Genomic DNA, 24697 nt, shown 5'->3' with positions numbered 1-24697 from the left:
CCTTTACATTACACTTTCGCCAGTTGTCTTTTTGAAAATCGCATTGGATGTAAACAGTAAAATAATACTAACAACCGAGTTGAAAATACCAACCGCTGTACCATATGAAAATCTTCCTAAACTAATACCGTAGTTTAATGCGTAAAGCTGAATCACATTGGAATGACTTTGAACCAGAGGATTTCCTAGCAGCATTTGCTTTTCAAATCCAATATTAATTAAGTTACCAATCGATAATATTAATAGAATAGTAATGGTAGTACGAATTCCGGGTATGGTGATATGCCAAATTTGGCGAAATCTTGAAGCACCATCTACTTTGGCTGCTTCGTACAGCTGCGGATCAATTCCAGCTATAGCAGCTAAATAGATGATGGTATTCCAACCAATCTCTTTCCAAACATCCGCAGCTGTGACAATCTGCCAGAACCAATTCTCCTTTGCCATAAATTGTATCGGCTTATCGATAATGTGAAGGTTTACAAGAATTTGATTCACAATTCCATCTTCTGGAGATAGCAGCTGGATGACAATTCCCGAAACAACTACCCAAGAAACAAAGTGGGGTAAATAGGAAATTGTCTGAACTGTCCGCTTGAAAACTTGATTTTTTAACTCATGTAATAGAACGGCAAGAACAATCGGACATATAAAACCAACAACCAACCCCATGATACTCATCGCTAGAGTATTTCGCATGACTAGATAAAAGTCATGGTCAAGAAATAATTGTTTAAAGTTTAGCAAGCCCACCCATTCTTGCTGTGAAAACGGCAACCCAGGCTTATAATTTTGGAATGCCATTGTCCATCCCCAGATCGGAATATAGGAAAAGACAAAAACCCAAATCACAAAAGGAAATGACATTAAAATTAAATACTTTTTGTTTAGGATCTGGGCCCAAATTGAATGATTCGTTTTTAAAACTATTGGATTTTGCGCTTTTACTGGTTGCGCTTTCATTTTCCTCACCTCCTACATGTCTATGTAACTATAGTAATGGAATCGTAATAATATAAAAACCTGAAAAATTAAGACACTTTTCATATAGTTTTTAATGATTTTAAAGTTTAATTTTTATTTTCTATGAATAATAGATTGCCCGAACCAAAACTCATGTAATAAATAGAAAAACCAGGTACCTTTTTAACGATACCTGGCTCTCTTATTCTATTTTAAAATTTTTTGGAGCTATACCTACAACGTCTTATCAAGCCAATCCTTTTTCTTTTTCTTTTTTAAAGGCCGAAGGAGAAACCCCCACATATTTTTTAAACTTGCTAAAAAAGTAATCTACATTCGTGTATCCAACAAGTTCAGCAACCTTGTATACTTTGGTATTTTTCTTTAAAAGTTCTTTTGCTTTTTGGATTCTCACATGATCAAGATAGGTGTTAAAGGATTCACCTGTTGTATTTTTAATTAATTTCCCCAAATAGGGGCTGCTATAATTAAATATCTCCGCAAGCAATTCCAATTTTATATTTTTGTGATAGTTTTCATGAATGAATGCAAATAATTTTTCAATTTGCACCTCTTTTGTATCCATTTTCATCTCTTTTAAAATCATAGAAAAGAAATTGATGATGCCGGCTTCAAGCTGATTAAAGCTTGTGGAATGATAAATTTGCTCGACAAGGTTTGGATATTCTCCCTCTAGCCAAGAGAGGGTTGAATCAGCGCTGATTAACTTGGTTACAGCAGAGGAAACTAAATGAATATATCTCTTTTTAATCGCAATTTCAGTTTCCCTATTCTCCATAAAAGCAAGAAAATCCTGTTCGACCATTTTTAAAACTACTTCCTTGTTGCCTATTTTTAATCCATAAACAAGCTTATCGATCAGTTCATTTTCATTCTTTGTATGAACATTCGGAACCGAAGTCAACTTTGGGTTAATGTCGGTATCAGGACTGATGGGTGTATTCTCAGTATAGAAAAATTTCCTCTTCAGCAATTCCTGAGCTGCATCTAATGACTTTTTTATCTCGGGTAGCTGATTGACTTCTGAACCTGCAATAAAGCAAAAATCTCCATACGGCTTTAACAATTCCATTAATTCAATATACAGAAACTTCAAATTCTTGTTTTTGGTTATTTGTTTATTCAACAGAATATAAATGGTAGATGTATAAATAATTGAAATACCTCTGTTGTCATCCTCAAAATAGTTTTTTAAGAACTCTTCTAAATCGGTTTCTTGTTTCGATAAATTATTCTGCTGTAATTCCTGAAGCAGGATCAACTGATAGGAATCCCAAACTAAGCCAAGACTCGTCGCCTCACTTAGGAAAGTATCATCATCAACTGCCTCATTTTTTGTTAATAAAAAGGAAAACAGTTGTTCTTTTCGCGCCAGGAAAGTTTTTTCCAACAACAATTGTTTCTGTTTCTCCTCATTGAGAGCTTTTTTTATTTTTTCTAAACTGGTTACCAATTCATTCTCATTTATTGGTTTAAGAATATAATCTTCCACTCCCCAGGACATCGCTTTTTTCGCATAACTAAAGTCAGCAAACCCACTGAGTATTATAAAGTGCAGATGTTGATTTGTTTTTCTGATTTCCTCAATTAATCTGAGTCCATTTATTCCGGGCATTTGAATATCAACGATCATCAGATCAATATTTTCTTGATATTGGTTATACTTTTCTAATGCTTCCGTACCACTCGAGGCAGTATCAAAAATGTAAAAACCATATTCTTCCCAAGGAATAATTAGCTGTAAGCCTTCTCGAATCATTGGTTCATCGTCGACAATTAACACATTATGCACTCTTAATTCCCCCTAAAGGTATAGTGAAGTATACTCTTGTCTCGAAGTTTGGCTCAGATTCTACCTTTATGCCATAATTTTCTCCATATGCGAGCAGAAGCCTTTGGTGAACATTACTCAATCCAATATGTTTTCCATCAAGATCATTCATCTCATTTAATCTTTCTTTAATCTCTTTCAGCTTTTCTTGGCTGATACCTTGTCCATTATCAACCACCTCAATAAGTAATTCATTATTTATCAATCTAGCTTTTAAAGAAACAAATCCATCTTTTTCTTTATTTCGTAATCCATGAATCAGTGCATTTTCCACTAATGGCTGAACAGAAAGCGGCGGGATATTGATTGTTTTTGCTAAGGGGTCCATATAGATATCATAGGATAGGCGGCTTCCAAATCTAAACTTCTGGATGGCCAAGTAACTTTCAACCATTTCAAATTCACTCTTTACCGGTACGTCCGAGCTGCTGACCTCTAAATTTCTGCGCATCAGGTATCCAAGTTTTTTTACTATATCACTTGTCTCTTTGTCCCCATTAATTAGCGCTTTCATCCTTATTGATTCTAAAACATTATATAAAAAGTGAGGGTTAATTTGACTGGCCAGCATTTTAAACTTTATCTCTTTTTCCCTAATTACCTGCAAATTTTTCAGAGCCTCAGCTTCCTTAATATCGTTCAATAAATTCTTTATATTATCGATCATAAAATTGAATTGATTCGCAAGCTTACCAATTTCATCATTACCCGCCAAATCTAATTTGGTATCAAGATTTCCTTTGGTTACCTCGTTTATTTGTATACTTAAACGGGAAATCCGATTGGACAAGAATTTAGAAAAAAAGTAGATTAAGATGATCGCAATAATACTACTGATTAAAATGAATACAAAAGCAAGCATGCTTGCTTGATTGGCCACTTTAGTAATCGTTTTAACAGGAACAATCGTTACGATTTTAAAATTATTGTAACTGGATTCTGGCTTTAAACTGGAGATAACAAGTTTATAAGAATGATTATGAACCTTTAAGTCAAATGTCCCATTATTCTTTAGTAATTTAGAAGGCAGCGGGGTTATGTCGTTTTCTATCAGGTCATTTTTGCTAGCGGTGATGATATCGCTTCCATTTATAATAATCGTAGGAGAAGTATACTCATCGAGAATCGTATTAAAGTAGGAATGATCAAGATCTAAAACCAGCAGTCCATAGTTATTGTCATGCAGAAAGTCAATTCTTCTTACCAATGTTAAATATTTTCGATTATTTTTTGTGAAATCTTCAGCGTAATACCATCCAATATAGCCCCGATGTTTGACTGCTTCTGCATACCATGGTTTCTTTTGCTCTATTCCATCGGGTTGGATGACTCTCCAATTATCAATCATGGTTGGGTTATTCATATAAAAGCGAATATTAGAAACAAAATCATAAAGATCCATATATTCGTCGAAACGCTTATACTGCTGAAATGCGGAAACATATTGAGATTTATTTTCATATTTTGTGTTAGCGAATTCCTCTAGTTGGTTATCTATTAATAATTGACTTGATATACTAATAGGAATTTGCAATAAAGAGTTAGCCTGTTTGGCAATCCTTTTATTATCATCTAAACTTTGCTTCATCGCATCATTTATGGAGATTTGCCGTAGTTGGTGTGTTAAATAATAGCCCGTAATCATAATGGGAATAAAAACGACTATAAAAAAAGAAAATACCAGCTTTTTTCGGATACTGAGATCGTTAATATTTGTTAAGTACTTCAGAAGAACTCTTTTTCTCATCCTTACCAGTCCAATAACTTTTTTTTAATCTTGCTCTCCAGAAAACACAAATACTTAGTCTTCCTTATTACTAAAATTAAGACTTTAAAACAATTATAATACAAACTAAAGTGTTTATATCCAAAATTCCGACAATTTTTTTAATTTGAGGGCCATAACCAATTTATCCGCCATGAAAAGCACCCCTAAGGCTAAACAGATTTTTTACTTTATCTGTCTGCTTAGGGGAAGCCTATCAAAAAAAGTATAGGGACTTTTCTTACGAACTATTCCCTGAGTAAAATATTTTTATAATTCGTCTTTAAATTTGCTTAAATTCGATCCACTCAACCTGCAGTCCCGGCTTGATAAAATCGAGTTTTAACTTGTATAATCCTTCTTCCAGCTCAATTTTTACCAGCCTTTGAGTCACCCATTTTCCATCTGTTCCATTCGTTTGAATGGTTGTCAGGAATTGATCATTTAACGTTACATTGCAAGCATTCTGAGATAATTGTTTATTCTCCGACTTAGTCTTAACAAAAATACGATACATGCCGGCTTTCTCTACATCTATCAAGGCTGATGCTTCCACACCAGGATACACTTTCCCATCCTGTGACAAACGATGAGCTTTCTCCGGGCTAAGATCAGAATTGGCTTTAAACTGAATAACTTCTTCCCCACTCTGTTGTTTTCTGAAGAATACCGGTGCCTCCATTAAGAATCGGCAAATATTCATCGCATTGCGTTGCAGCTCCCCAAGGGTTAGTGAACCATTTTTTAAAGATTCCAGCGTATTGTCGCCTGAAGCATTCATTTCTGCCCCATAATTTGGAACTACCATATATAAATCGTTTTGGGCCCTAACCATAAAGCCGGTATTTTTCGTATCTGAAGGTCCCCCATTTATACAATCATTCATTTTGGCCCACCAATCGGTCATAACAATTCCGTTAAAGCCCCATTCCTTGCGGAGGACAGTGGTTGTTAAATCATAGTTCGATGCGGACCAATGCCCATTGATAGGATTATAAGAGGTCATAATCCCTTGGGCGCTTCCCACTTTCACGGCCATTTCAAAACCTTTTAAATAAATCTCTCGAAGAGCCCGTTCCGAGACGATCGCATTCACGTTATGTCGTTCTCTTTCCTGACTGTTGCAGGCAAAATGTTTCAGGGTTGCATTGGAGCCGCCTCTTTTGATCCCACGTACTGTTGCGATAGCAAAAGCACCTGTAATCAGCGGATCTTCTGAAAAGTATTCAAAGTTACGGCCATTTAATGGACTGCGCCGGATATTCATTCCCGGTCCGAGCAGCATATCGATGTGGTTGCTTACAAGTTCTTGCCCTTCGAGTTCATAAAGGTCTTCAATTAGTTTGATATCCCAGGTGGCAGCAAGCAATGTACCAATTGGAACCTGCGTAGCCTTATGCCCGCTGTCCATCCGAATACCTGATGGGCCATCTGCTGTACAGCCAATCGGAATTCCCAGCTTAAACAAATGATCACTTACACCCCCAAAAGCTGAAGCCGTTCCTGGAGTAACAAGCGGGCTGCCCATTCCTTCACCGCGAATAATGGCAGCCAAGTCTTCGTTCGTTAACTGGGAAATAAAGGTTTCCATACTTACTTTCCCATCATATACATCCTTTAAGGTAAAACCACAATCACCCTTCTGCTCAATGGCTGCCGGAAGATTCTTTTCAATGCGTTTTACTAGGGAAATCGTTTGTTTAGGCACGGGAACAAACGTTAATTCATAGGTTCCATCTTCATTTCGAAGGCCTGGTCTCATCCTTGTAAAATCTTCCGTTGGAGCCAATGCCTCTTCCAATTGATCGATAATTTTAAGGCTTTCTACCAGATAACCGGTTTTTCCGTCCACTCCGATTTTTATGGCATTACGCACACTGTTTCCTACATAAATATTGTATAGCCCCGGTTCTAATACAAAGGCAGAGCGGTGACTTGTTACCCCGCCATCATCGTAGGAGGCCATACGGCTAACAGGAAATTCAATGATCAAAGTTTCTGTTTCACCCGGTTGCAGCAAATTCGTTTTCGCAAATGCTCCTAAAACTCTAGCAGGTTTCCCTAATTCGCCCTGCGGCGCTTCATAATAAACCTGAATCACTTCTTTTCCTGGGTATATTGCTCCTGCATTTGTCACTTTCACTTCTATTTCAAAATATTTTTCTCTATTTTTCGTAACAATTTTTGTTTCTTTCGGCTCTATTTTAAAATTGGTATAGGACAAACCATACCCAAATTCATATTGAACCTTTTGGGGGCAGAAAGTTTCAAAATAGCGATATCCTACATAAATATCTTCCTGATAATAGTTTCCATGCTCACTTCCGTGGTTCCTTGAAGATGGATAGTCATCAATCGAATAAGCAATTGTATCGGTTAATTTACCGCTTGGGGTCACGTCACCAACGATAATATCGGCGGCAGCATTTCCTCCCTCCATACCTCCATGCCATGTGTAAATCAAACCGGTAATCGAATTTTGGTAACATTCATTGATCCAGCTCATATCAATAATGTTGGATACATTAAGGACAACTATTGTCTGTTCAAAGTATGTGGCGGCAAGCTTAATCATTGCTTTTTCATCATCTGTCAATAAGTAGCTGCCAGGTTCGGCTGCATTATCCTGATCCTCTCCGGCTGTCCTTCCAATCACAATAATCGCCTTATCGGATTGGTTTCTTGCTTCTAGAGCAATCTCATCTGTTAATGGCATCTCCTGTTGATGCCATGGCTCGGCTGCCCAGCCGCCTCCGCCGTTATCAAATGGGTTATCTTCTATCCATTTTTCATAAATAGCTGCCAAATCTTCATTTACATTGATCTGTTTCTTGCTTCTAAGACTATCTAACAGATTAGTAGTATAGTTAACATTTACACTTCCACCTGAACCAGTGCCGCTTCTGTAATAGTTGATTTGCGTTCTGCCAAAAATAGAAACCGTTTCGCCTTTTTTTATTGGAAGAGTCTGCCGATCATTTTTTAATAAAACTGCTCCTTCAGCGGCAGCTTTCCTGCTAAACTCAGCAAAACCTTTTAAAGGAACACCAATAGTTTGTGTGCTCACTTTCTCCCCTCCGTTTTTTATGTATTAGATGAAGTTATCCATATTAGATTCAGGATTGATAAACCCTTCTTGAGATAGTTAATGATCTTACTACCAATTAATTTCGGTAGGATACCTTCTTTTACACCCTATCAGAAATCGCTTACATTAAAAACATATAAAATTAAACGATTAATCATGTAAAAATTAGTGATAAAAAAAAAGTGCCCTAAAAGTTATACTTTTGGGACACCTTCTTCTTTTCATTTTTCTAAACCCACTACCTTTTGTATTCAGCTTCCTTACCGTTGAAAATTCGCGTTTTGTTGGTGAGACCCCTATATTCAATCGGAGAAATCCCTTCGCTGCCTTTAAAGGTTTTATTAAAATAACTCTGATTCTCATAACCTAACATATCACTAATTTCAAGAATGGAATAGTTAGTTTGGTCTAATAAATCCTTTGCACGATTCATTTTTTGTTTAACAACATATTTAACAAAATTTTCGCCCACTTCTTTTTTAAACAACCTGCTAAAATAACTGGAATTAAGATGCAGATAATTTGCTACTTCCTCTAACGTTATTCTTCGATGCAAATTTTCAAAAATATATTTACAGGCATTTTCAATTTCAGCATTAGAACTGATTTTTGAAATATTTAGCTCAATCAGTTTCCCCATTTGGATTTTTATATCTAAGGGGTTTGCAGCAGGACCTCCTATCACAAATGAAAGCGCTATATCAAATGTGTCCTGAAAGGTAATCTTTATCTTTTCCATCAACCTCTTTGTTTTTAGCATGTCCTTTTCCGGAGCTGATCTTAGCGGAACAAATAGAAAGGAAATCTCTTTTTCAAAATGGCCATAAACTGCATCTGCCGCTTCTTGTTCGATTATCTCAGTTATAACAGAATGAACAAAATAATTAATTAATGCAACTGATTGAAAATAATGTAGGACAGGGTGGTAATTATTTATTGTACATTTGATAATCATATACGTTTGATTGGGCTCCCACCCTAGCAATTGAGCTTCTTCCTGCCATACTTCCACGCTGTGGATGGGTTGATAAACTGTTTTATTTATAAATCTTTCTTTCATTAATCCTTTATTTTGCTCAATGGTTCTTTTCATTTGTAACTGCTTCTTTTTACTGTTATTTTCTTTATCAAGGAGTTGAACACACTTGCGCAGCAAAACAATAATTTCTTCTATATCCAATGTATCTTTTAGAATATATTCCTGGACATTTAATTTAAGTGCCTGATGAGCAAATTTAAATTCATTATGGCACGAAAGAATCGTCACTAGTAATGAAGGATTTTTTTCCTTTAATATTTTTGTAAGTTCAATCCCATTTAACTTCGGCATACCAATATCTGTTATGAGGATATCCGGCATATCTTCTTCGGCTTCATGTAAAGCACTCAATCCATTTACATGGATACTTTGTAATATCAGCCCAAGTTCTGCCCAATTAATCATATCTGAAAGGAATTCCAGTACAGGATAATCATCATCTACTAACATCACCTTATACATGATTCTACTCCTCTCTAATTGGGATATACATGGTTACTTTGGTTCCCTTATCCAATTCACTATCCACATGCATGGTAAAGGCTTCACCAAATGTTAATTTCATTCTTTCGTTTACATTTGTTAACCCAATACTCGAAAAGCCCTTTCCAGAATCACTTAACGTAGATGTGTCAGGAACTGATTTATTGAGAGTTTCTCTAATGGCGGAAAGCTGCTCCATCTTCATACCTGCACCATTATCATCAACCTCAACCATCAATACACCATTTAGATAATTCCCTTTTATTAAAATAAACCCCTCACGGTCACTTAATCCATGAATAATGGCATTTTCAATGATAGGCTGGAGGATTAATCGGGGAACTTTGATAGGATAGGTTTCAACCGAAACAGCCATTCTTAATTCGATTTGGTTTCTTTGGCGCATATTCATTATGCGAATATAATCTTTATTAATCTCTAGTTCATCTTGAAAAGTAATCATTTCCTTATGTTTATCAAACGTCATTCTTAAAAGTTTTGATAAGGAACTAATCATTTCCGCACTTTCAGGGTCACGTTTTAATAAAACTTTCATTCTAATAGAATTTAAAACATTAAATAAAAAATGTGGATTGATTTGAGCCTGTAACATGGCTAATTCCGCTTCCCGCTTTCTTGACTGTGTCAGCGTATTCTCCTCAATTACTTCATTTACCTTATCCAGCATTTGATTAAATGAGGAAGAGAGCGTTGCTATTTCATCATGCCCCTTTACGATTGATCGTATGGACAAATCACCTTTTTGGACTTTTTTCGCTACATTTCGTAACTCAACCAAACGATTCAATAATCTGCTTAAAAGGTATATAAGTAACAGTAAAAATGCAATAAAAAAAAGAGATTGAAAAAGAAATACTCGTTTGAATATTGAATTAATTTTTGAGATCGCATGATCATAAGGGATAAGCGAGATTAATTTCCAACCCGTAATCGATAGTTCACGAGTATTGATTAAATACTCTTTTCCCTCTATCGTCATTACATCTTTTGAAGAGTTCTCCGCTATTTCATTCAATTGCTTAGACAAATTCAAATGAAATGGCTGATTCTTTGCAATGAGCTGATTTTGTTCATTTAGCAGCAGCATATTATGATCTGCATTTTCACTGCTTAATATTTCGTTAATTCTATTTCCCATTATGGTTACCATGGCATACCCATAGACACCTGAATTACTATCCCTTAATGGTCTTGCAACAGATAGTTGAAAGGAATTATTTTTCCTCTCCGATACAATCATAGTCGGCTGGGGCGCAATCCAAATGGAACGATAACCTTTCAGTCTATTTAAAATAATAAACCATGATTCTTTTTTTATGTCGAGCGGATTAAATTCACGAAAGGAGTAGTTCGTGTAATACTTTTCATGATTAAGCAAGATGGTTATATATACTTCTTGATCTTTTAATGTAATCGTATCCAATGTTTGTTGGATTTTCTGATCATTAATGAACTTTTCATAATCGGCAGCCACATCATGTTTCATATTATTATTGATTGAATCTTTTAAGATGGCATTAAACTCTGTATCAAGCTGAATAAAGTTAAGTGTATACAGCATATCTTCGAATACTTTTTTTAAGTATTCATCTGTTAATTTCAACTCATTTTGAGCACTGATATTAGCCTGTTCTTTTACAGCGTCTTTTGTTAAATAGTTATAGATTGTAAACGTAATAATCGCAGGCAGGATTAAGCATGTAATCGCTATAATCAGCACTTTATCACGAAAAGACAGGAACGATGCCATTCGTTTCATATGCGTTTTCATCCACCAACCTCCTCGTAAGGAATGATTGGGGCTGAAAAAGCGGCATCGCCCCTGTCTTTATTATATACTCAACTTTCAAAGTGATAAAATACTAATATCTGCATGTAAGAAAGTTGAGATTTTCTATTTATTTATTTTTAGCGATAATCTCTTGTACGGCCTTCTTAGAGCTTGCGACTGTTTCATTAAGACTTTGTTTACCTAAGAATAATTTTTCAAACTCTGTCGATAGTGCCAAATCAATCTCCTTCTGATATGGTACAGGTTTTCCACCTTTTGCTGTAATCGTTGTTTGAACAGAGTGGATTAAAGAATCTTTATCTACCTTCTCAGGATTTTGAGCTCCTGCAATGGTATCATTGATTAATTTGATTGTTTGATCTTCTGTTGTCTTTTTCCATGATGAGATATTAATTCCTTGAGCAACTTGTCCTTCTGTTGTATACCATCTTATAAATTTATATGCTTCTTCTTTATGTTTTGAGTTAGCCGAAATGCCGAGGATATCCCCGTCAGCTGGCGAGTATGCCCCTTTTTCATTAACTTTATTTTGCGGGAATGGAGCAACGGCAACATTAAACTCAGCAGGGAATCGCTCTGATCCTCCAAGTTCTGCAATCATATAGGTACCCGTTACAATCATGCTTACTTGCTGTGTAAAGAATTGATCACGGTAATTCATTTTTTGAGATATCATGGAAGAATATGGAACGGCTGATTTATCTTCCTTCTCCATTTTTAAGCGCATGGCTAAAGATTCCTTATAAAGAGGACTATCCATATTTGAATTGCCATCTGTTTTCAAGAAACCAGCATCTTGTTCTTCGGATTGCATTCTTAAATTGATATAGTTTGCCCACGCACCCTGCCATGGACCATGAAAATAGGTTCCGTACTTTCCATCTTTTGTTAGCTTTTTAGCATATTCCATATATTCATCCCATGTCCAGCTCTTTGGCACTTCAAGGCCAGCTGCATCCAACTTATCTTTATTTAATAAGACAAACCATGAAACATACTTCCCTGGAAGGCCATAGTATTTACCATTAACTATTGGGTTAAGTTTATATTCATCTGCTACTTTATAGCCGCCGTCTTTTTTTATAAAGTCATCAAGGGGCTCAAGCATTCCTAAATTCACGCGTTGTGCATATTCAGGGGTATTGGTGAACATGACGACATCCATTTCTTCGCCAGAAGCTGCTGCTAAATCAATCTTTTTCAATGCTTCCTGTCCATCCTGCTTTTCGCTTAATTGAACCACATCTACTTTAATATTTGGATATTTCTTTTCGAAAGCACTGATTGTCTTATTCCAAGCATAGCCATCTTCAGTACCGTGTGTATAGAACCTAATTGTGACTGGTTCCTTCGATTTTTGATCCTGTTCCCCTTTTTCACCTGAACTGGAGGATTGTTTCTGACCGCTGCAGGCTGCCAGAATGCCTACAACTAAACTAAGGCTTAAAAACAATAATAAAACTTTTTTCATTCTCTTACCCCCTACTAGTTTTTATTTATATTTTGAAACTGTGAAACCGAATTAACCTTTAACACCGCCAAGTGCGATACCTTCAATTACCTGCTTCTGACCGATAATAAAGACAATAATAAGAGGAAGGATTGATGATACGGCAGCAGCCATGATTAATGAATAAAATTCTCCATTTAATGAAGTAAACTTTTGCATAGCTAACTGTATAGTGTATAATCCATCAGTCCGTAAGAAAATTAATGGATTCTGATAATCATTCCATGTCCATATGAAACGTAAAATTGCATATGTGGCGATGGCTGGGCGGACGATAGGCAAGGCGATTGACCAAAAAATCCGAAGATGACCGGCCCCGTCAATTTTAGCTGCATCGATATAATCCGAATGAATTCCTATGAAAAATTGTCTTAACATAAACGTTCCTAAAACGCTAAAGCTTCCCAAAAGGATTAATCCTAAATGACTATCGAAAAGGCCCAAATAACGATATAAAATAAACTGGGGTACTAAGATGGATTGTTGCGGTACCATAAAGGTTGTCAACACTATAATGAAAAGAAATTTCCCCGCTGGAAAGTTCACTTTTGAAAACCCATAAGCAGCCATTGCGGAAACGGTTACGGAAATAAGTGTTGTAATCACGGTAATTTTAATAGAATTCCAATAATATAAGGCAAAAGGGTATTTTCCTAACCAAACTTCTTGATAGTTTTCGATACCGTGCCACCTTTTGGGAATCCATTCAATTGGAAATTTAAATACATCTGCTTCAATCTTAAATGAAGTCGACAGCATCCAAAAAAATGGCAGCAAAAAGGCTATACTTACGATAAAGGAAGTAATCGTAATAATGATCTTTCTGATATTTATTTTTTTCTTCATGGATATCCCTCCTCGTTCAGTTATCATTTCTTAATAATTCACCCATTTTTTCTGTCCTACCCACTGCACTAAGGTTATGATGAGTACGAAGACGAATAGGACAACCGCAATCGCTGAGGCATACCCAATTTTTAAATTAACAAACGCACTCTCGTATAAATGCCACACAAGCATAGTAGTAGAATTAATCGGACCACCTTTGGTTAACACAGCAATTAAATCAAATACTTTAAAAGTACCAATAATTCCGGTAATTAATAGGAAAAATGTTGTCGGAGATAAGGCTGGCAGCATAATATGTTTAAATTTATCCCATGCCCTTGCCCCATCCATATCGGCTGCTTCATATAACTCTTTTGGAATCGATTGTAATCCAGCTAAATAAATGATCATGCTAAACCCAATGGATGCCCAAATTTGAATGATCATTACAGAGAAAAGTGCGAAATCAGGATCCGCGATCCAAGTCGGTGGATTTTTAATGCCAAGTGAAAGTAAAACTTGATTGATTGGCCCCTCTGTTGGATTAAATAGAACCTGCCAAACTACAGCAATGGCCACGATACTTGAAATATAAGGCATGAAAAAGGCAACTTTAAAATAACTTTTTGCATACACGTGTTTATCAATGACGATGGCAATGATCAATGCGAACATCATTGTTAGTGGAACGGTCAGAAGAAAAAGTAAATTGTTCATCACAGACTTAAGAAACACATCATTCTCAAAGAGTGCTTTAAAATTGTCCAATCCAACCCACTTGATCGATTTAAAGCCCACAATAAAATTCCAATCTGCAAAACTTAACATAAATGTGGCTAAAATTGGCAGCAACGTTAGGATACTGACTCCAATTAGCATGGGGGAAACAAATAAAACCCCTGTCCAACTCTCTCGCATTTGAATGGCACTTTTACCTTTTTTCTTGGCTTTCACCGGATGCTCAACATTTTCTAGTACTGTTTTTGCTTCGACACTCAAATCTCTCACCCCACTTAATTGTTTAGCTATTCATCACCCATTCAGACTTACGCTGCTTTTGTTTGTCTCCTGCTTGAACCTCTACTTTTTGAAATACTCTTAACGAAAAAAATGTTACAATACATGCTAAACCACTTGATAAAAAGAGATAACCTGCCATTGGAAGGAAAACAAATAAAAATAATAAAGAAGCTATCGATATAAGCATCATAAATGTATTTAACGGATAAGTGATTCCGATTAGGAATGCCATTTTTATCGAAGTAAAGACATTTCTGTTCAACAGGTAAACTGGAAACACATATAGTAACGTAATTCCATATAAGCAAGCACTGCCAAGGAGTATTCCTTTGGCCACCATTTCCATGGTTCCGGATAAATAGCTGGTAAATAGCCAATCAGTATAAAATATAACCGGTATGATTACTAGCACAATCCCCAACTGGTTTGCCCTGCTAAATTCCTCCTTATATACCTTCTTGAATAACTTGAAAGCACTTACATTTTCACTCGCTTGATAACCTTTTATGACTGTGTACATGGCTGCTGTTGCCGGAAAGATCCCAGCTATTATTAGTCCTGCCATAGTAAAAAGGATCCATAGGAGATTAAGATATAGTAATTTAACAACCCAGTCACAAGCAACATTTATATTATTAATCAGTCTAGTAGATTCCATCTTTCCTCTCCTATTGGTTTTTATTTTGTTCAGTAACTATATTAATAATTGTAAGAAAATTATAAAAGTATTTATATAGATTTTTTTGACACATTTGAAAATATTTTGACATTTTTTAAAATTCAAAATAGTTTAAACGGTATTAGTAGCCAGAGTTTAATTACCTTACATTATGAGATAAACCTTCCCTTGAGAAATTTTAAATAAGTAATCTCTCCTATTACCAAATGATCATTTTTAATATTTTAAATTGTCAAATAAAAAAAATACAAACAATCATAAAAATACCACAAATGTAATCTTGAGGTGTTTCCTTATAATGGGACTGACATCATTGTGACAGCGTTCTCAAATAAAAAAAGGCGGAGGTGGAATGTGAGTAGAAAGCTAGCACTTAAATACATTTTATGGGGGGTTGGAAAGTGTTTAATGTAGGGAAAAAACTCAAGAAATTTGTTTGGTCTACACTGGTATCGAGTGTCGCTTTGGCAGCTATTGCGGGCGGTGCATTTTCTGCACAGCCAACACAGGCGAACGCTGAACAAGCATCTGTTTCATCCCAGCTGCCATGGATGGATACGTCGCTTTCGCCTGAAAAACGTACTGAACTGCTGATTGATGCCATGACGCTAGACCAGAAAGTCAAACAGCTGGCCGGAATGCGCGGAGTAATTCCGGAGTTAGTGGAATGTGGAAGCCCTGGCAGGCACATTCCTGGAATCCCTGAACTTGCGATTCCAACTTTTAGGATTACCAATGGACCTGTAGGACTAGGCGGTGGAGACTGCAGTCCGCAGGATAAGGCAACTGCATTACCTGTGGCGATTGGACTTGCAGCCAGTTTTGACCCAAGTCTTGCCTACGCTTTCGGTGACCTAATGGGTGGTGAGGCCCGCACACTTGGGCTGCACGAACTCGAAGCACCAGGTATGAATCTTGCTCGCTTGGGCGAGAACGGCCGCAATTTCGAATACATGGGTGAAGACCCTTATCTCGCTGGAGTATTATCCTCTAAAGAAATTCAGGGTATCCAAGATAATGATATTATCGCCATGTCAAAACATTACGCACTTAATGATCAAGAACAAAACCGCATGTCTGTGAACGTTAACATTGACGAAAATGTACTTCATGAGCTTTACCTTCTTCCATTTGAGATGTCGGTTAAAGATGGTAAAGTAGGTTCCATTATGTGTTCCTACAACCGGGTAGGCGGAACCTATGCCTGTGAGAACGAGTATCTGTTGAATACCGTATTGCGCAATCATTGGGGATTCAAAGGCTACGTTCAATCTGACTTTGGTGCCACCCATTCGACTGCACCAGCGCTTAACGCTGGATTGGATTTAGAAATGCAGAGTGCAAAATTCTTCACAAATGACAACATTAAGGCAGCACTTGCGGATGGCAGCTTAACAATGAATACTGTTGATCAAGCTCTCAGCCGCCGGTATGTCCAAATGTTCAAATATGGAATCTTTGATCGTCCAATTGTACGAGGCACTATAGACGCAGAAACGAATGGTTCGAAAGCGCGTGATATTGCCGAACAGACTGCTGTATTGCTTAAGAATGAGGGTAACCTGCTTCCTCTTAACCCATCTGTTGATTCTATTGCCTTAATCGGTAAGTCGACCTTTGTTGACGCAGCCGTTGCAGGTGGAGGAGGCAGTTCGCGGGTAAGTCCGCTTTACACTGTTTCACCACAGCAGGGACTTCAGAATACTTTAGAAAAACTAGGTTCTAACGCCGCGATTACCAAGGTAACAGTGGCTGCTGACAATAGTAATCTCAACGAAGCGGTAGCCGCCGCGAAGGATGCAGACGTTGTTATCTTGATGGCTGGGGTTGTAACCAGCGAGGGCCGTGACCGCCCAAGTTTGTCGCTGCCTGAAAGCCAGGATGAGATGATTTCTGCTGTTACTGCAGCAAACAAGAAAACAGCTGTAGTGCTTAAAGATGGTGATCCTGTGCTTATGCCATGGGTTAACAATGTCCCAGCTATCCTAGAAGCATGGAATCCAGGCCAGGAGGACGGCAATGTTGTCGCTAACTTGTTATTTGGGCTCGCTAATCCATCTGGAAAGCTTCCTGTGACCTATCCGGTTTCAAAAGCGGACACACCAACCAGCACGGAAGAACGCTATCCTGGGGTTAATAAAGGTCTACTCGACGGTACCGGCAAAGAGATCCCTCAAGTGTACTATTCTGAAGGACTTGAGATGGGATACCGATGGTACGATGCCAAAAAAATCAAACCTCTTTTCGCATTTGGTCATGGTTTGTCTTATACGAACTTCGACATTTCTAAACTAGTTGTCACTCCGAAGACGACGGATGGATCTAATAAAGTTCAGGTATCCTTCTTTGTCGAAAATACCGGAAAAACAGCCGGGGCGGAAGTGCCGCAAGTCTACCTAGGTCTGCCTAAAGCGGCGAACGAACCGCCTAAACGGCTAGTTGGATTTGAAAAAGTCTGGCTGAAACCAGGTGAAAAGAAACGTGTGACTATTACGATTGATCCAGCAGCAAGCAACCATCCGTTGTCCATTTGGGATTCCAATGCTGATAATTGGAAAACTTTAGATGGTGAGTACAAGGTGTACGTTGGCAACTCTTCCGACAACATTACTTTGATCGATTCCATCAACGTGCGGACTCCAGCGGGGCATAGTAAATAAGATTCACCTTTATTAATGAAAGAGTAATAAAAATAGGACGGAGAGTCTTCTTCGTCCTATTTTTAATTCATTAAGTTATAACTCAAACCATAATGGAATGTCTTGTTTTGAGTGGATGAGCTAGAAAAAAATTTAGATTAAATAGATTCCAGTTGACTGAGCTTCCTCCTTAAATTCAAAAAGTATAAGAGGCGATCAATTCAAGATAATCTCACCTTGAATTGATCGCCTCTAGTTACCCATTTTAAATCCACTAATTTGTTAACCAACGATAAATAGATATTCTCTTCCTCCACAAAAGGAAGCAAGAGAACCGTCCCTCTGCTTCTTTATAGCCCCACAGGCTCCTTGCTTGCTGCGACAACTTTATTTCTCTGCTGGCCTAAATCAATGGCTCCATCTGGGCTTTTGATCTGGCAGCGGATGATATCGCCTTCTTTGAGGTATCGTTCGTTATTCTTTTGCTGGCTTTCTATAATAATATCCGCTCTTTGCTGCGCAGTTAGAGTGGAGTCAGCTAGACGATTGTTGACCTCTGGTGTGATATTTAGGGCAACGCCGCCGGTTGTCCCGGTTAGAATCAAATCACCTTTTGATAGATCCATGATTTCAGAGAGCTCGGTCAAAGTTTCAGCAGGTTTATACAACAACTGGCAGGAGTTGGCTGATTGGCGCAGTTCATCGTTCACCCATAGGTTTAACTCCAGGTTATGGATCTGTGGCACTTCTTCTGGATCTAGCAAATAGAGGAAAGGACCGGTGGGAGCAAATGTACGATAGCTTTTTCCTTTTAACCACTGGCCTTCCGTAAACTGAACATCACGGGCGGAAACATCATCCACAATCACAATACCTGCAATATATTGATGGAGATTATCATCTGTCACTTCGACGGGTCCGGTAATATTTCCGCCAACAATCAATCCCAGTTCAATCTCATAATCTAATAATTTTACATGTTCAGGACGGACAATTTCACTGTCCGCCCCGCACAACGCACTGTCCGCTTTGCTAAAAAACAAATTAAAGGGTGCTCTCTTGGCATCAAGTCCTGCCTCTGAACGGTGAGTGGCATAGTTTGTCCCCTGACAGATAATTCTTGCCGGCTTGGTGACAGGGCTTAAGAGCTCCACATCCGCCAATGAAACGGTCTCATCAGTACCTGTTTCTTTTACTTTTCGTGCCTCTTCAATTCCCTGTTCTAAGAATTCAGCTAAACTCTGATAAGCATTTGGTAACACGAGAATCCTTTCCTCTGTTACAACGCCCCACTGCTCTTTCCCATTCTGATTGAAACGAACCACCTGCATACCCATCAGCAAAACCCCTCACTTTTTAATAGATTAAGACCAAAAGTGAACAGCCCTGGGGCTGCTCACTTTTCACCCTGTTTACTTTATTTTACATGACATTAGATGATTTCGCATTTAATATTGCAGAATCTTCAAATTTTTCCGGACGAACTGTTAACCACACCAAACCGCCAAATACAAGTAGAATCAGTCCGCATAATTGGAATGCGTGTTGGAAGCCTGTCTCCTGGCTGGCTGAGTTTCCAATCAACCACCCCGTTACATATGGACCGGCAATACCGCCCAATGAAGTTAAAGCCATAAACCAGCCTTGAATCTTCCCTTGATGTCGAGGGGAAACCAAATCAACTAAAATAGCTGGTCCCATCACTAAGGTGATGCATCCAAATGTTAACCCCAGTGATAATAAAGCAATCGATAAAATATTCGAGCTGACAATAGCTCCTAAGAAATAACAGATGGCTCCTGCTGCCATGACAGGTCCCAGGACAAAAATCCGTCCCTTCACCACGCTCTTTGTCTTATGATAAATCCGATCTGAAATGAATGAAAAGGTAATCTGTGACAGAGTAATCATAATCCAAGGCAATGCTACGACTATGCTTAAGGTTTCTTCACTCAGTTTGCGGACATTTTCCAGATAGTTTGGCAGCCAGTTCAATCCAATCGTAAACGACCAATAAGTGGCAAAACCGCATAAAGCAACGAAGATGAAATTTTTCGAAAACAAAACCGAGGTGAATCTTGTTTCTGTTCCAACAGTGGCTTCAATTGATGTATTTTTGACCGGGGCAGGCCCTCCTTGTGTAACCGTTTTCTCTTTAGCTGTCCATAACCATGCTATAATCCAAAGAAACCCAACTGCCCCTGTTGTGATAAACGCTGAACGCCAGCCAAAATTCATGATAAGATGCATTAAAACAGGTGCTGAAACAGCGACACCGAGCGGTCCTCCAATTGAAACGAGTGTTAATCCAATCCCCAACTTTTCCTTTGGAAGGTACTTTGAGGCAGCAGTCATTGCTAAGGAGTAAGAAGGTCCTTCGCCAGCCCCTAAGATAATTCGGGTTACTAACAAATAAGTAAAACTGCTGACAAAAATCGTTGAAAATTGAACGATCGACCAAACGGCAACCATAATCGCAATAACTTTTTTTGCGCCAATTTTATCCGCCAAGCTTCCCCCTAAAATAGCTGAAAGCGAATAAAGCAAGAAGAAAACACTTCCGACAACACCCCATTGCTGTGGAGTTAATCCTAATTCTTTCATAATCGGCACCGAAGCAAACCCGATAATGGCCTTATCTGCATTACTAATAACAGTCAATAAAAATAATAAGAAAATGATAACCCATGCTTTTTTTGATACCGTACGTTTCTTTTGCTCCATATAAGGACCTCCTCAAATTTCTCCCATATTTAATGATTAGATGAGGACCTGTCCACTCCCCAATGGATAGGTCCTTGTTTCCTTACTTAAACATAACTTCAACTTTACCAATATGTGAAAATCCAGCCGTAAACCGATCCCCTTTTTCGGCGGCGATTGCTGCTGATAATGCACCTGATAAAATAACTTCTCCCGCCTTCAAAGCAACATTGTATTCGGATAATTTATTAGCCAGCCAGGCAACACATTTGGCAGGATGGCCTAACACATCATAACCATAGCCGGTATTTATCCGTTCTCCATTTTTAAACAAATTCATTTCAATCGATGGCAAATCAATATCTGTTACCGAATACCGTTCATCCCCAATGACAAACATACCGCTTGACGCATTATCAGCTACTGTATCTGCTAAGGTTATGTTCCAATCGGTAATCCGGCTGTCGACGATTTCCAATGCGGGTGAGATGTACTCAGTTGCATCAAGCACATCCTCAACCGTGACATCTGGTCCAGTCAAATCCTTGTTGAGCACAAACGCAATCTCACCTTCTACCTTTGGCTGAAAAAGTTCATCTAAATGGATGGTTCCCATATTACTTGCTTCCATTGAGTCTAACAGATGCCCGTAATCCGGCTGATCAACACCTAACAGCTGCTGCATCGCAACAGAGGTTAACCCAATCTTTTTCCCGACAATTTTCTGTCCCTTTTGCACTTTTTGATCAATCATTCGGAGCTGGACCTGATAAGCTTCATCAATGGTCAAATCTGGATATTGTTTAGTTAGTGGTGTAATGGATTCTTTCGAGACTTCTGCCTGTTGCAGCAATTCGTATACATGCTGAACTCGATGAATGACCTGGTTACTCATAGTAATAACTCCTTTTATAAAAAATAGAGCGCTAATTGATAGATTCAAAAATATGTAAGCTATGAATCAATTCAATTTGCGCTCTCAACGGCTGTTTCTATTATTTAGATGCTAATGCAGGATTCTCTTGTTTAGCTGTTTCTTTCCCATTTTTCAATAGGAAGTCAATTAAAATAGTGTTAAACTCCTCCGGCTTTTCCCATTGCGGCCAGTGTCCTGCATCTTTAATTACAACCAGCTCGCTATTTGGAATCATATCCTGAATAGGCTTTGCTTCCTCAACGGTAGAAGTTGGATCATGGTCTGTCCAAGCAAGCAATGTTGGAACATTGATTTTTCCACACCATGACGGATCCCAGCTGTACAGCTTTCGTACTTCAATATCCTGCAAGCAGACGATATGATGAACCGCTTCTTGATAAGAGGCTTGAGTATAAATTTTGTAGCGGGATTCAATCAATTCATCTGTTACCAAGCTTTTATCGTACATTAACCACTCAAGTCTTGTTTTAACATTTTCATAGTTTGCTTCAAGAACCGCTTTTAACGTAGAATCCTTCAAACGCTGCATGACTTCAGGTTTATTATTAACGTTACCAGGCGTATTCAGCACCATCGCCTTCACATATTCCGGATGCTCAGCCGCAAACCATGCAGCCACCCAGCCGCCTAACGACTCCCCTGAAAGATACACGTTTGTTAAACCTAATGCTTGAATCACGCCTAATAAATGCTCGCTATAATAATCAATACCATATTGACGATCTGGCTTTGCTGTGTAGCCGTGTCCGACCATATCGATGCAAATCACGCGGAAATGCTCGCTCAAACCTCGGATATTCCGTGCATACGCCTCAATATGACCTCCGGTACCATGAAGCAAAATTAATGGCTCCCCCGTTCCGGATTCCAGTACTCGTGTTTTAATACCATTTGCATCTAAATAATAAAGTTTATATTCCAAATCAGCTAAGTCTGTCCAAATTGTCATTTAAAATCCCCCTTTTAATAAATCATCCTTAGAAATGGAGGTTGATCCCCCATTGAACTTCTTACTCTCAACATAAAAATTAAATGCTCACTTCTTGTTCAGATGATGCTTTGCGATTTTCTGGGCCAACCGGCTGACTAAACTGAACGATGGCCATACCTGTTACCCATTCTGGTATTGGTTCATAGCAGGCAACACTTGCATCAAAGTTCTTCAGGGCACCAAGAAGGACAAGCCAGTTACGAATTTCCTGACCTCCGTTGCCTAAATGCTCCTCAATATAAGCGGCACTCCAGTTTCTTAATGTTGTATAATCTTTTTCGGTGACCAGGCGTAAAAATTCCCGGTCAATCTGCTCGTTAACAGGACCTGATTTAATTCGGGTTACATTCGTTTCCCGTAATTTTAGATATTCATCGAGCTGATCGATTTCCTGACGTCCATTTTTTAAAACATTAATTAAGAATTGATCTTCCGGTTTTTCACTCTCAATCTTTGGAATTGGCACCCAGTGAGATAGTCCACCTGAAGCAACAATTGCCACCTTCAAATCTTGATCCCAAGATTCAATCGATTTACGGATCACTTCACCGATTTGGAAACAGCGGTCCATCGATGGCAATGGCGGTGCCGAGGTATTAACAGCAATCGGAACCACAGGAATTTGGAGATCCGGGTTTAAAAAGTAAATTCCTTGTGTGTGACCGTGGTCAACCTTCATTTTTAGCGTAAAAGCAAAATCAATATTATTTTCCAGACTGGTGTGAAGAATATGTTTTGCTAATTCTTGTTGTACGGGAATGTTGTATTTTGGCAGCTGCCAATCTCCCCAGCCTTCACATTCGCCTGTTCCAATTGTAAAGGAAGGCATATGGTCATAAAAATAGCTGTTAAAATGGTCATCAGACACTAATACAATGACATCCGCGCCTGACTCTTCGAGATATTTCCTCATTTCAGCCACTGTTTGAAGGAACCGCTGCCCTTTTTCGCCGCCACTGGCTTCATTTGTCATGATCATCGGACTATGTGACATTGCCACACCTGCAATAATTTTAGCCATTCAATTCACACCTTTCTTATTTAATCGTTTTTAAGATATACGTAATTTCCTAGAATCAACGATTTCCTTTTGCCAGACAATCGAAAGTTTTCCTTTTAAAAATAAAGGAATTTCATCCTCACACTTCATCGTGGTTCCATCGTTCATGATTGTGATGTCCCGATGAACGGAACCATTGTTATTTTTCAATCTGACCTCGTAGCTTCCGGGGCCCGGAAGTGTGTAATAAGGATAGGGTGTCAATGCCTCTCCGTTCCATTCGCAGAGCGTTTCATAGTATTGGCCGAGAAACTCAGGCAGTTCAGCCACCTTTCCGTTTAACAGCCGTTCACGGATACCAGTAGAACTGATTTTCTCGCCCCTTATTTCTACTTTAGCTACTTTTGTTACATCAATCCGGCCGCCTGAGTCTTGCTTCAAACGCTCCAGATTGCCGGCACCGCGGGAACCATAGGAAAAATCAAATCCAGCAACTGCATGAACTACACCAAGACCATTCAGGTATTCCGATACAAACTGCTCTGGCGATAAACTGGCCATCTCTTGATTAAATTCAACAATAAAGAAGGTATCGACGCCCATATCCCTAAGCTTTGCCTCTTTTTCCGCAAGCGGCATTAAATAATGCACCTGAACTTTTCCTTTTGATACCACGGTCTTCGGATGAGGAAAAAAACTCATGACAGCTAACGGCACTTGTCTTTCCTTTGCCTTTTGATATGCAGTGCTGATAACAGCACAATGTCCATGATGGAGACCATCGAAACAACCAAGTGCCATTACAATCGGACTCTTCTTTTTCTGCCAATATGCCAAATTACGCTGGTTTATATGAATGGTTTTCATACTGGTCTCCTCTCAAGTTTTTTAAAGCATAACGGGCTGTTCTTCCACTAATGAACGGTACTTGCCGCTGTAGAATAGCAATGGCTCTTTGTCTTCAAGATGAATATCGGTTACCCTGCCAATAAACAAGGTGTGGTCACCTTCCACATGCTCAGCAGATACTTCGCAGGCAACCTGTACCACAGAGCCAGGCAATACTGGTTTCCCATCAAGACGTGCGAACTCCACTTCTTGATGTTCTTTCAATTGGCCTGCGAAAATCATCGAAAGCTCTTTCTGTTCAGCTGCTAAGATATTAACTGTAAAAATCTTGCTTTCTTTGATTTTGTTTAAGATTTTTGCTTTTTCGCCGATAGATATGACGACCAGCTTTGGGTCGAGTGATACCGACATAAACGCATTTGCAGTCATTCCATGAATGTTTCCCTCTACCTCTGTTGCAATAACAGTCACCCCAGTTGCAAACCTGCCCATTGCTGTGCGAAATTGACGATCGTCCATTATAAAAATCCTCCCTTAG

General features: G+C 38.5%; 18 protein-coding genes. 1 reads left to right on the top strand and 17 read right to left on the bottom strand.

Translation table 11 applies throughout. From position 1 onward, the window contains the following. Window positions 1–3: 3 nt before the first annotated feature. From L1999_RS03435 to L1999_RS03390, 10 genes are all read right to left on the bottom strand, one after another. Entirely contained in the window at window positions 4–963 is a 960-nt protein-coding gene (locus L1999_RS03435) for an ABC transporter permease (protein ID WP_235742237.1), read from the bottom strand. A 247-nt stretch (window positions 964–1210) separates the two neighbouring features. Beyond that, a complete protein-coding gene (locus tag L1999_RS03430) occupies window positions 1211–2776 on the bottom strand; it encodes a response regulator transcription factor (protein ID WP_235742235.1) in 1566 nt (521 codons plus the stop codon). After that, window positions 2769–4562: a cache domain-containing sensor histidine kinase gene (locus L1999_RS03425; protein ID WP_235742233.1), complete on the bottom strand. Its 1794-nt coding sequence runs from the start codon at window positions 4560–4562 to the stop codon at window positions 2769–2771. Before L1999_RS03425 ends, L1999_RS03430 begins: the two co-directional genes overlap by 8 nt. 301 nt (window positions 4563–4863) lie before the next feature. Next, window positions 4864–7647 carry a glycoside hydrolase family 3 C-terminal domain-containing protein gene (locus L1999_RS03420; protein ID WP_235742232.1) on the bottom strand — a complete coding sequence of 928 codons (2784 nt, stop codon included), beginning with the start codon at window positions 7645–7647 and terminating at the stop codon, window positions 4864–4866. A 259-nt stretch (window positions 7648–7906) separates the two neighbouring features. After that, window positions 7907–9169, bottom strand: a complete 1263-nt coding sequence (locus tag L1999_RS03415) for a response regulator transcription factor (protein WP_235742230.1) — start codon at window positions 9167–9169, stop codon at window positions 7907–7909. 4 nt (window positions 9170–9173) lie between these two features. Then, a complete protein-coding gene (locus tag L1999_RS03410; RefSeq protein ID WP_235742228.1) occupies window positions 9174–10982 on the bottom strand; it encodes a sensor histidine kinase in 1809 nt (602 codons plus the stop codon). A gap of 127 nt (window positions 10983–11109) precedes the next feature. Next, on the bottom strand, window positions 11110–12474 hold the full coding sequence (locus tag L1999_RS03405) for an ABC transporter substrate-binding protein (protein ID WP_235742227.1): 1365 nt from the start codon (window positions 12472–12474) through the stop codon (window positions 11110–11112). Window positions 12475–12525: 51 nt separating this feature from the next. After that, window positions 12526–13359 carry a carbohydrate ABC transporter permease gene (locus L1999_RS03400; protein ID WP_235742225.1) on the bottom strand — a complete coding sequence of 278 codons (834 nt, stop codon included), beginning with the start codon at window positions 13357–13359 and terminating at the stop codon, window positions 12526–12528. Between the two features lie 30 nt (window positions 13360–13389). Then, window positions 13390–14295, bottom strand: coding sequence for a carbohydrate ABC transporter permease (locus tag L1999_RS03395; protein ID WP_430540022.1), 906 nt, complete (start codon window positions 14293–14295; stop codon window positions 13390–13392). A gap of 67 nt (window positions 14296–14362) precedes the next feature. Beyond that, entirely contained in the window at window positions 14363–15019 is a 657-nt protein-coding gene (locus L1999_RS03390) for a YesL family protein (RefSeq protein ID WP_235742223.1), read from the bottom strand. Window positions 15020–15441: 422 nt separating this feature from the next. On the opposite strand from L1999_RS03390, the gene L1999_RS03385 reads away from it, so the two are divergent. Next, window positions 15442–17700: a beta-glucosidase gene (locus L1999_RS03385; RefSeq protein ID WP_235742222.1), complete on the top strand. Its 2259-nt coding sequence runs from the start codon at window positions 15442–15444 to the stop codon at window positions 17698–17700. A gap of 329 nt (window positions 17701–18029) precedes the next feature. On the opposite strand, the gene L1999_RS03380 is transcribed toward L1999_RS03385, so the two are convergent. The 7 genes from L1999_RS03380 to L1999_RS03350 form a co-directional block, all read right to left on the bottom strand. Then, window positions 18030–19016, bottom strand: coding sequence for a fumarylacetoacetate hydrolase family protein (locus L1999_RS03380; protein WP_235742221.1), 987 nt, complete (start codon window positions 19014–19016; stop codon window positions 18030–18032). Window positions 19017–19101: 85 nt separating this feature from the next. After that, window positions 19102–20403 (bottom strand): MFS transporter, encoded by a 1302-nt coding sequence (locus L1999_RS03375; RefSeq protein WP_235742220.1) that lies wholly within the window; start codon window positions 20401–20403, stop codon window positions 19102–19104. 82 nt (window positions 20404–20485) lie between these two features. Further along, window positions 20486–21277 (bottom strand): 2-keto-4-pentenoate hydratase, encoded by a 792-nt coding sequence (locus L1999_RS03370; protein ID WP_235742219.1) that lies wholly within the window; start codon window positions 21275–21277, stop codon window positions 20486–20488. 100 nt (window positions 21278–21377) lie between these two features. Further along, window positions 21378–22268: an alpha/beta fold hydrolase gene (locus tag L1999_RS03365; RefSeq protein WP_235742218.1), complete on the bottom strand. Its 891-nt coding sequence runs from the start codon at window positions 22266–22268 to the stop codon at window positions 21378–21380. Between the two features lie 79 nt (window positions 22269–22347). Beyond that, window positions 22348–23331, bottom strand: a complete 984-nt coding sequence (locus L1999_RS03360) for a DODA-type extradiol aromatic ring-opening family dioxygenase (RefSeq protein WP_235742217.1) — start codon at window positions 23329–23331, stop codon at window positions 22348–22350. Between the two features lie 30 nt (window positions 23332–23361). After that, the gene (locus L1999_RS03355; protein WP_235742216.1) at window positions 23362–24177 is read right to left on the bottom strand and encodes an FAD synthetase family protein; all 816 of its coding nucleotides are present in this window, start codon (window positions 24175–24177) and stop codon (window positions 23362–23364) included. A 21-nt stretch (window positions 24178–24198) separates the two neighbouring features. Continuing rightward, complete coding sequence (locus L1999_RS03350; RefSeq protein WP_235742215.1) at window positions 24199–24678, bottom strand: flavin reductase family protein; 480 nt, start codon at window positions 24676–24678, stop codon at window positions 24199–24201. Window positions 24679–24697 lie beyond the last annotated feature (19 nt).

The organism is Neobacillus drentensis (assembly GCF_021560175.1).
GTDB lineage: Bacteria > Bacillota > Bacilli > Bacillales > Cytobacillaceae > Neobacillus > Neobacillus drentensis_A.
The sequence above is the reverse complement of the archived record's forward strand: the minus strand, read 5'-3'. Positions and strand labels throughout refer to the sequence as shown.

Coding starts and splice junctions, on each gene's coding strand:
- L1999_RS03375 (WP_235742220.1), bottom strand. CDS start 20,403: ATGGAGCAAAAGAAACGTACGGTATCAAAAAAAGCATGGGTTATCATT.
- L1999_RS03410 (WP_235742228.1), bottom strand. CDS start 10,982: ATGAAAACGCATATGAAACGAATGGCATCGTTCCTGTCTTTTCGTGAT.
- L1999_RS03415 (WP_235742230.1), bottom strand. CDS start 9,169: ATGTATAAGGTGATGTTAGTAGATGATGATTATCCTGTACTGGAATTC.
- L1999_RS03435 (WP_235742237.1), bottom strand. CDS start 963: ATGAAAGCGCAACCAGTAAAAGCGCAAAATCCAATAGTTTTAAAAACG.
- L1999_RS03425 (WP_235742233.1), bottom strand. CDS start 4,562: ATGAGAAAAAGAGTTCTTCTGAAGTACTTAACAAATATTAACGATCTC.
- L1999_RS03405 (WP_235742227.1), bottom strand. CDS start 12,474: ATGAAAAAAGTTTTATTATTGTTTTTAAGCCTTAGTTTAGTTGTAGGC.
- L1999_RS03360 (WP_235742217.1), bottom strand. CDS start 23,331: ATGGCTAAAATTATTGCAGGTGTGGCAATGTCACATAGTCCGATGATC.
- L1999_RS03390 (WP_235742223.1), bottom strand. CDS start 15,019: ATGGAATCTACTAGACTGATTAATAATATAAATGTTGCTTGTGACTGG.
- L1999_RS03365 (WP_235742218.1), bottom strand. CDS start 22,268: ATGACAATTTGGACAGACTTAGCTGATTTGGAATATAAACTTTATTAT.
- L1999_RS03370 (WP_235742219.1), bottom strand. CDS start 21,277: ATGAGTAACCAGGTCATTCATCGAGTTCAGCATGTATACGAATTGCTG.
- L1999_RS03400 (WP_235742225.1), bottom strand. CDS start 13,359: ATGAAGAAAAAAATAAATATCAGAAAGATCATTATTACGATTACTTCC.
- L1999_RS03350 (WP_235742215.1), bottom strand. CDS start 24,678: ATGGACGATCGTCAATTTCGCACAGCAATGGGCAGGTTTGCAACTGGG.
- L1999_RS03380 (WP_235742221.1), bottom strand. CDS start 19,016: ATGGGTATGCAGGTGGTTCGTTTCAATCAGAATGGGAAAGAGCAGTGG.
- L1999_RS03355 (WP_235742216.1), bottom strand. CDS start 24,177: ATGAAAACCATTCATATAAACCAGCGTAATTTGGCATATTGGCAGAAA.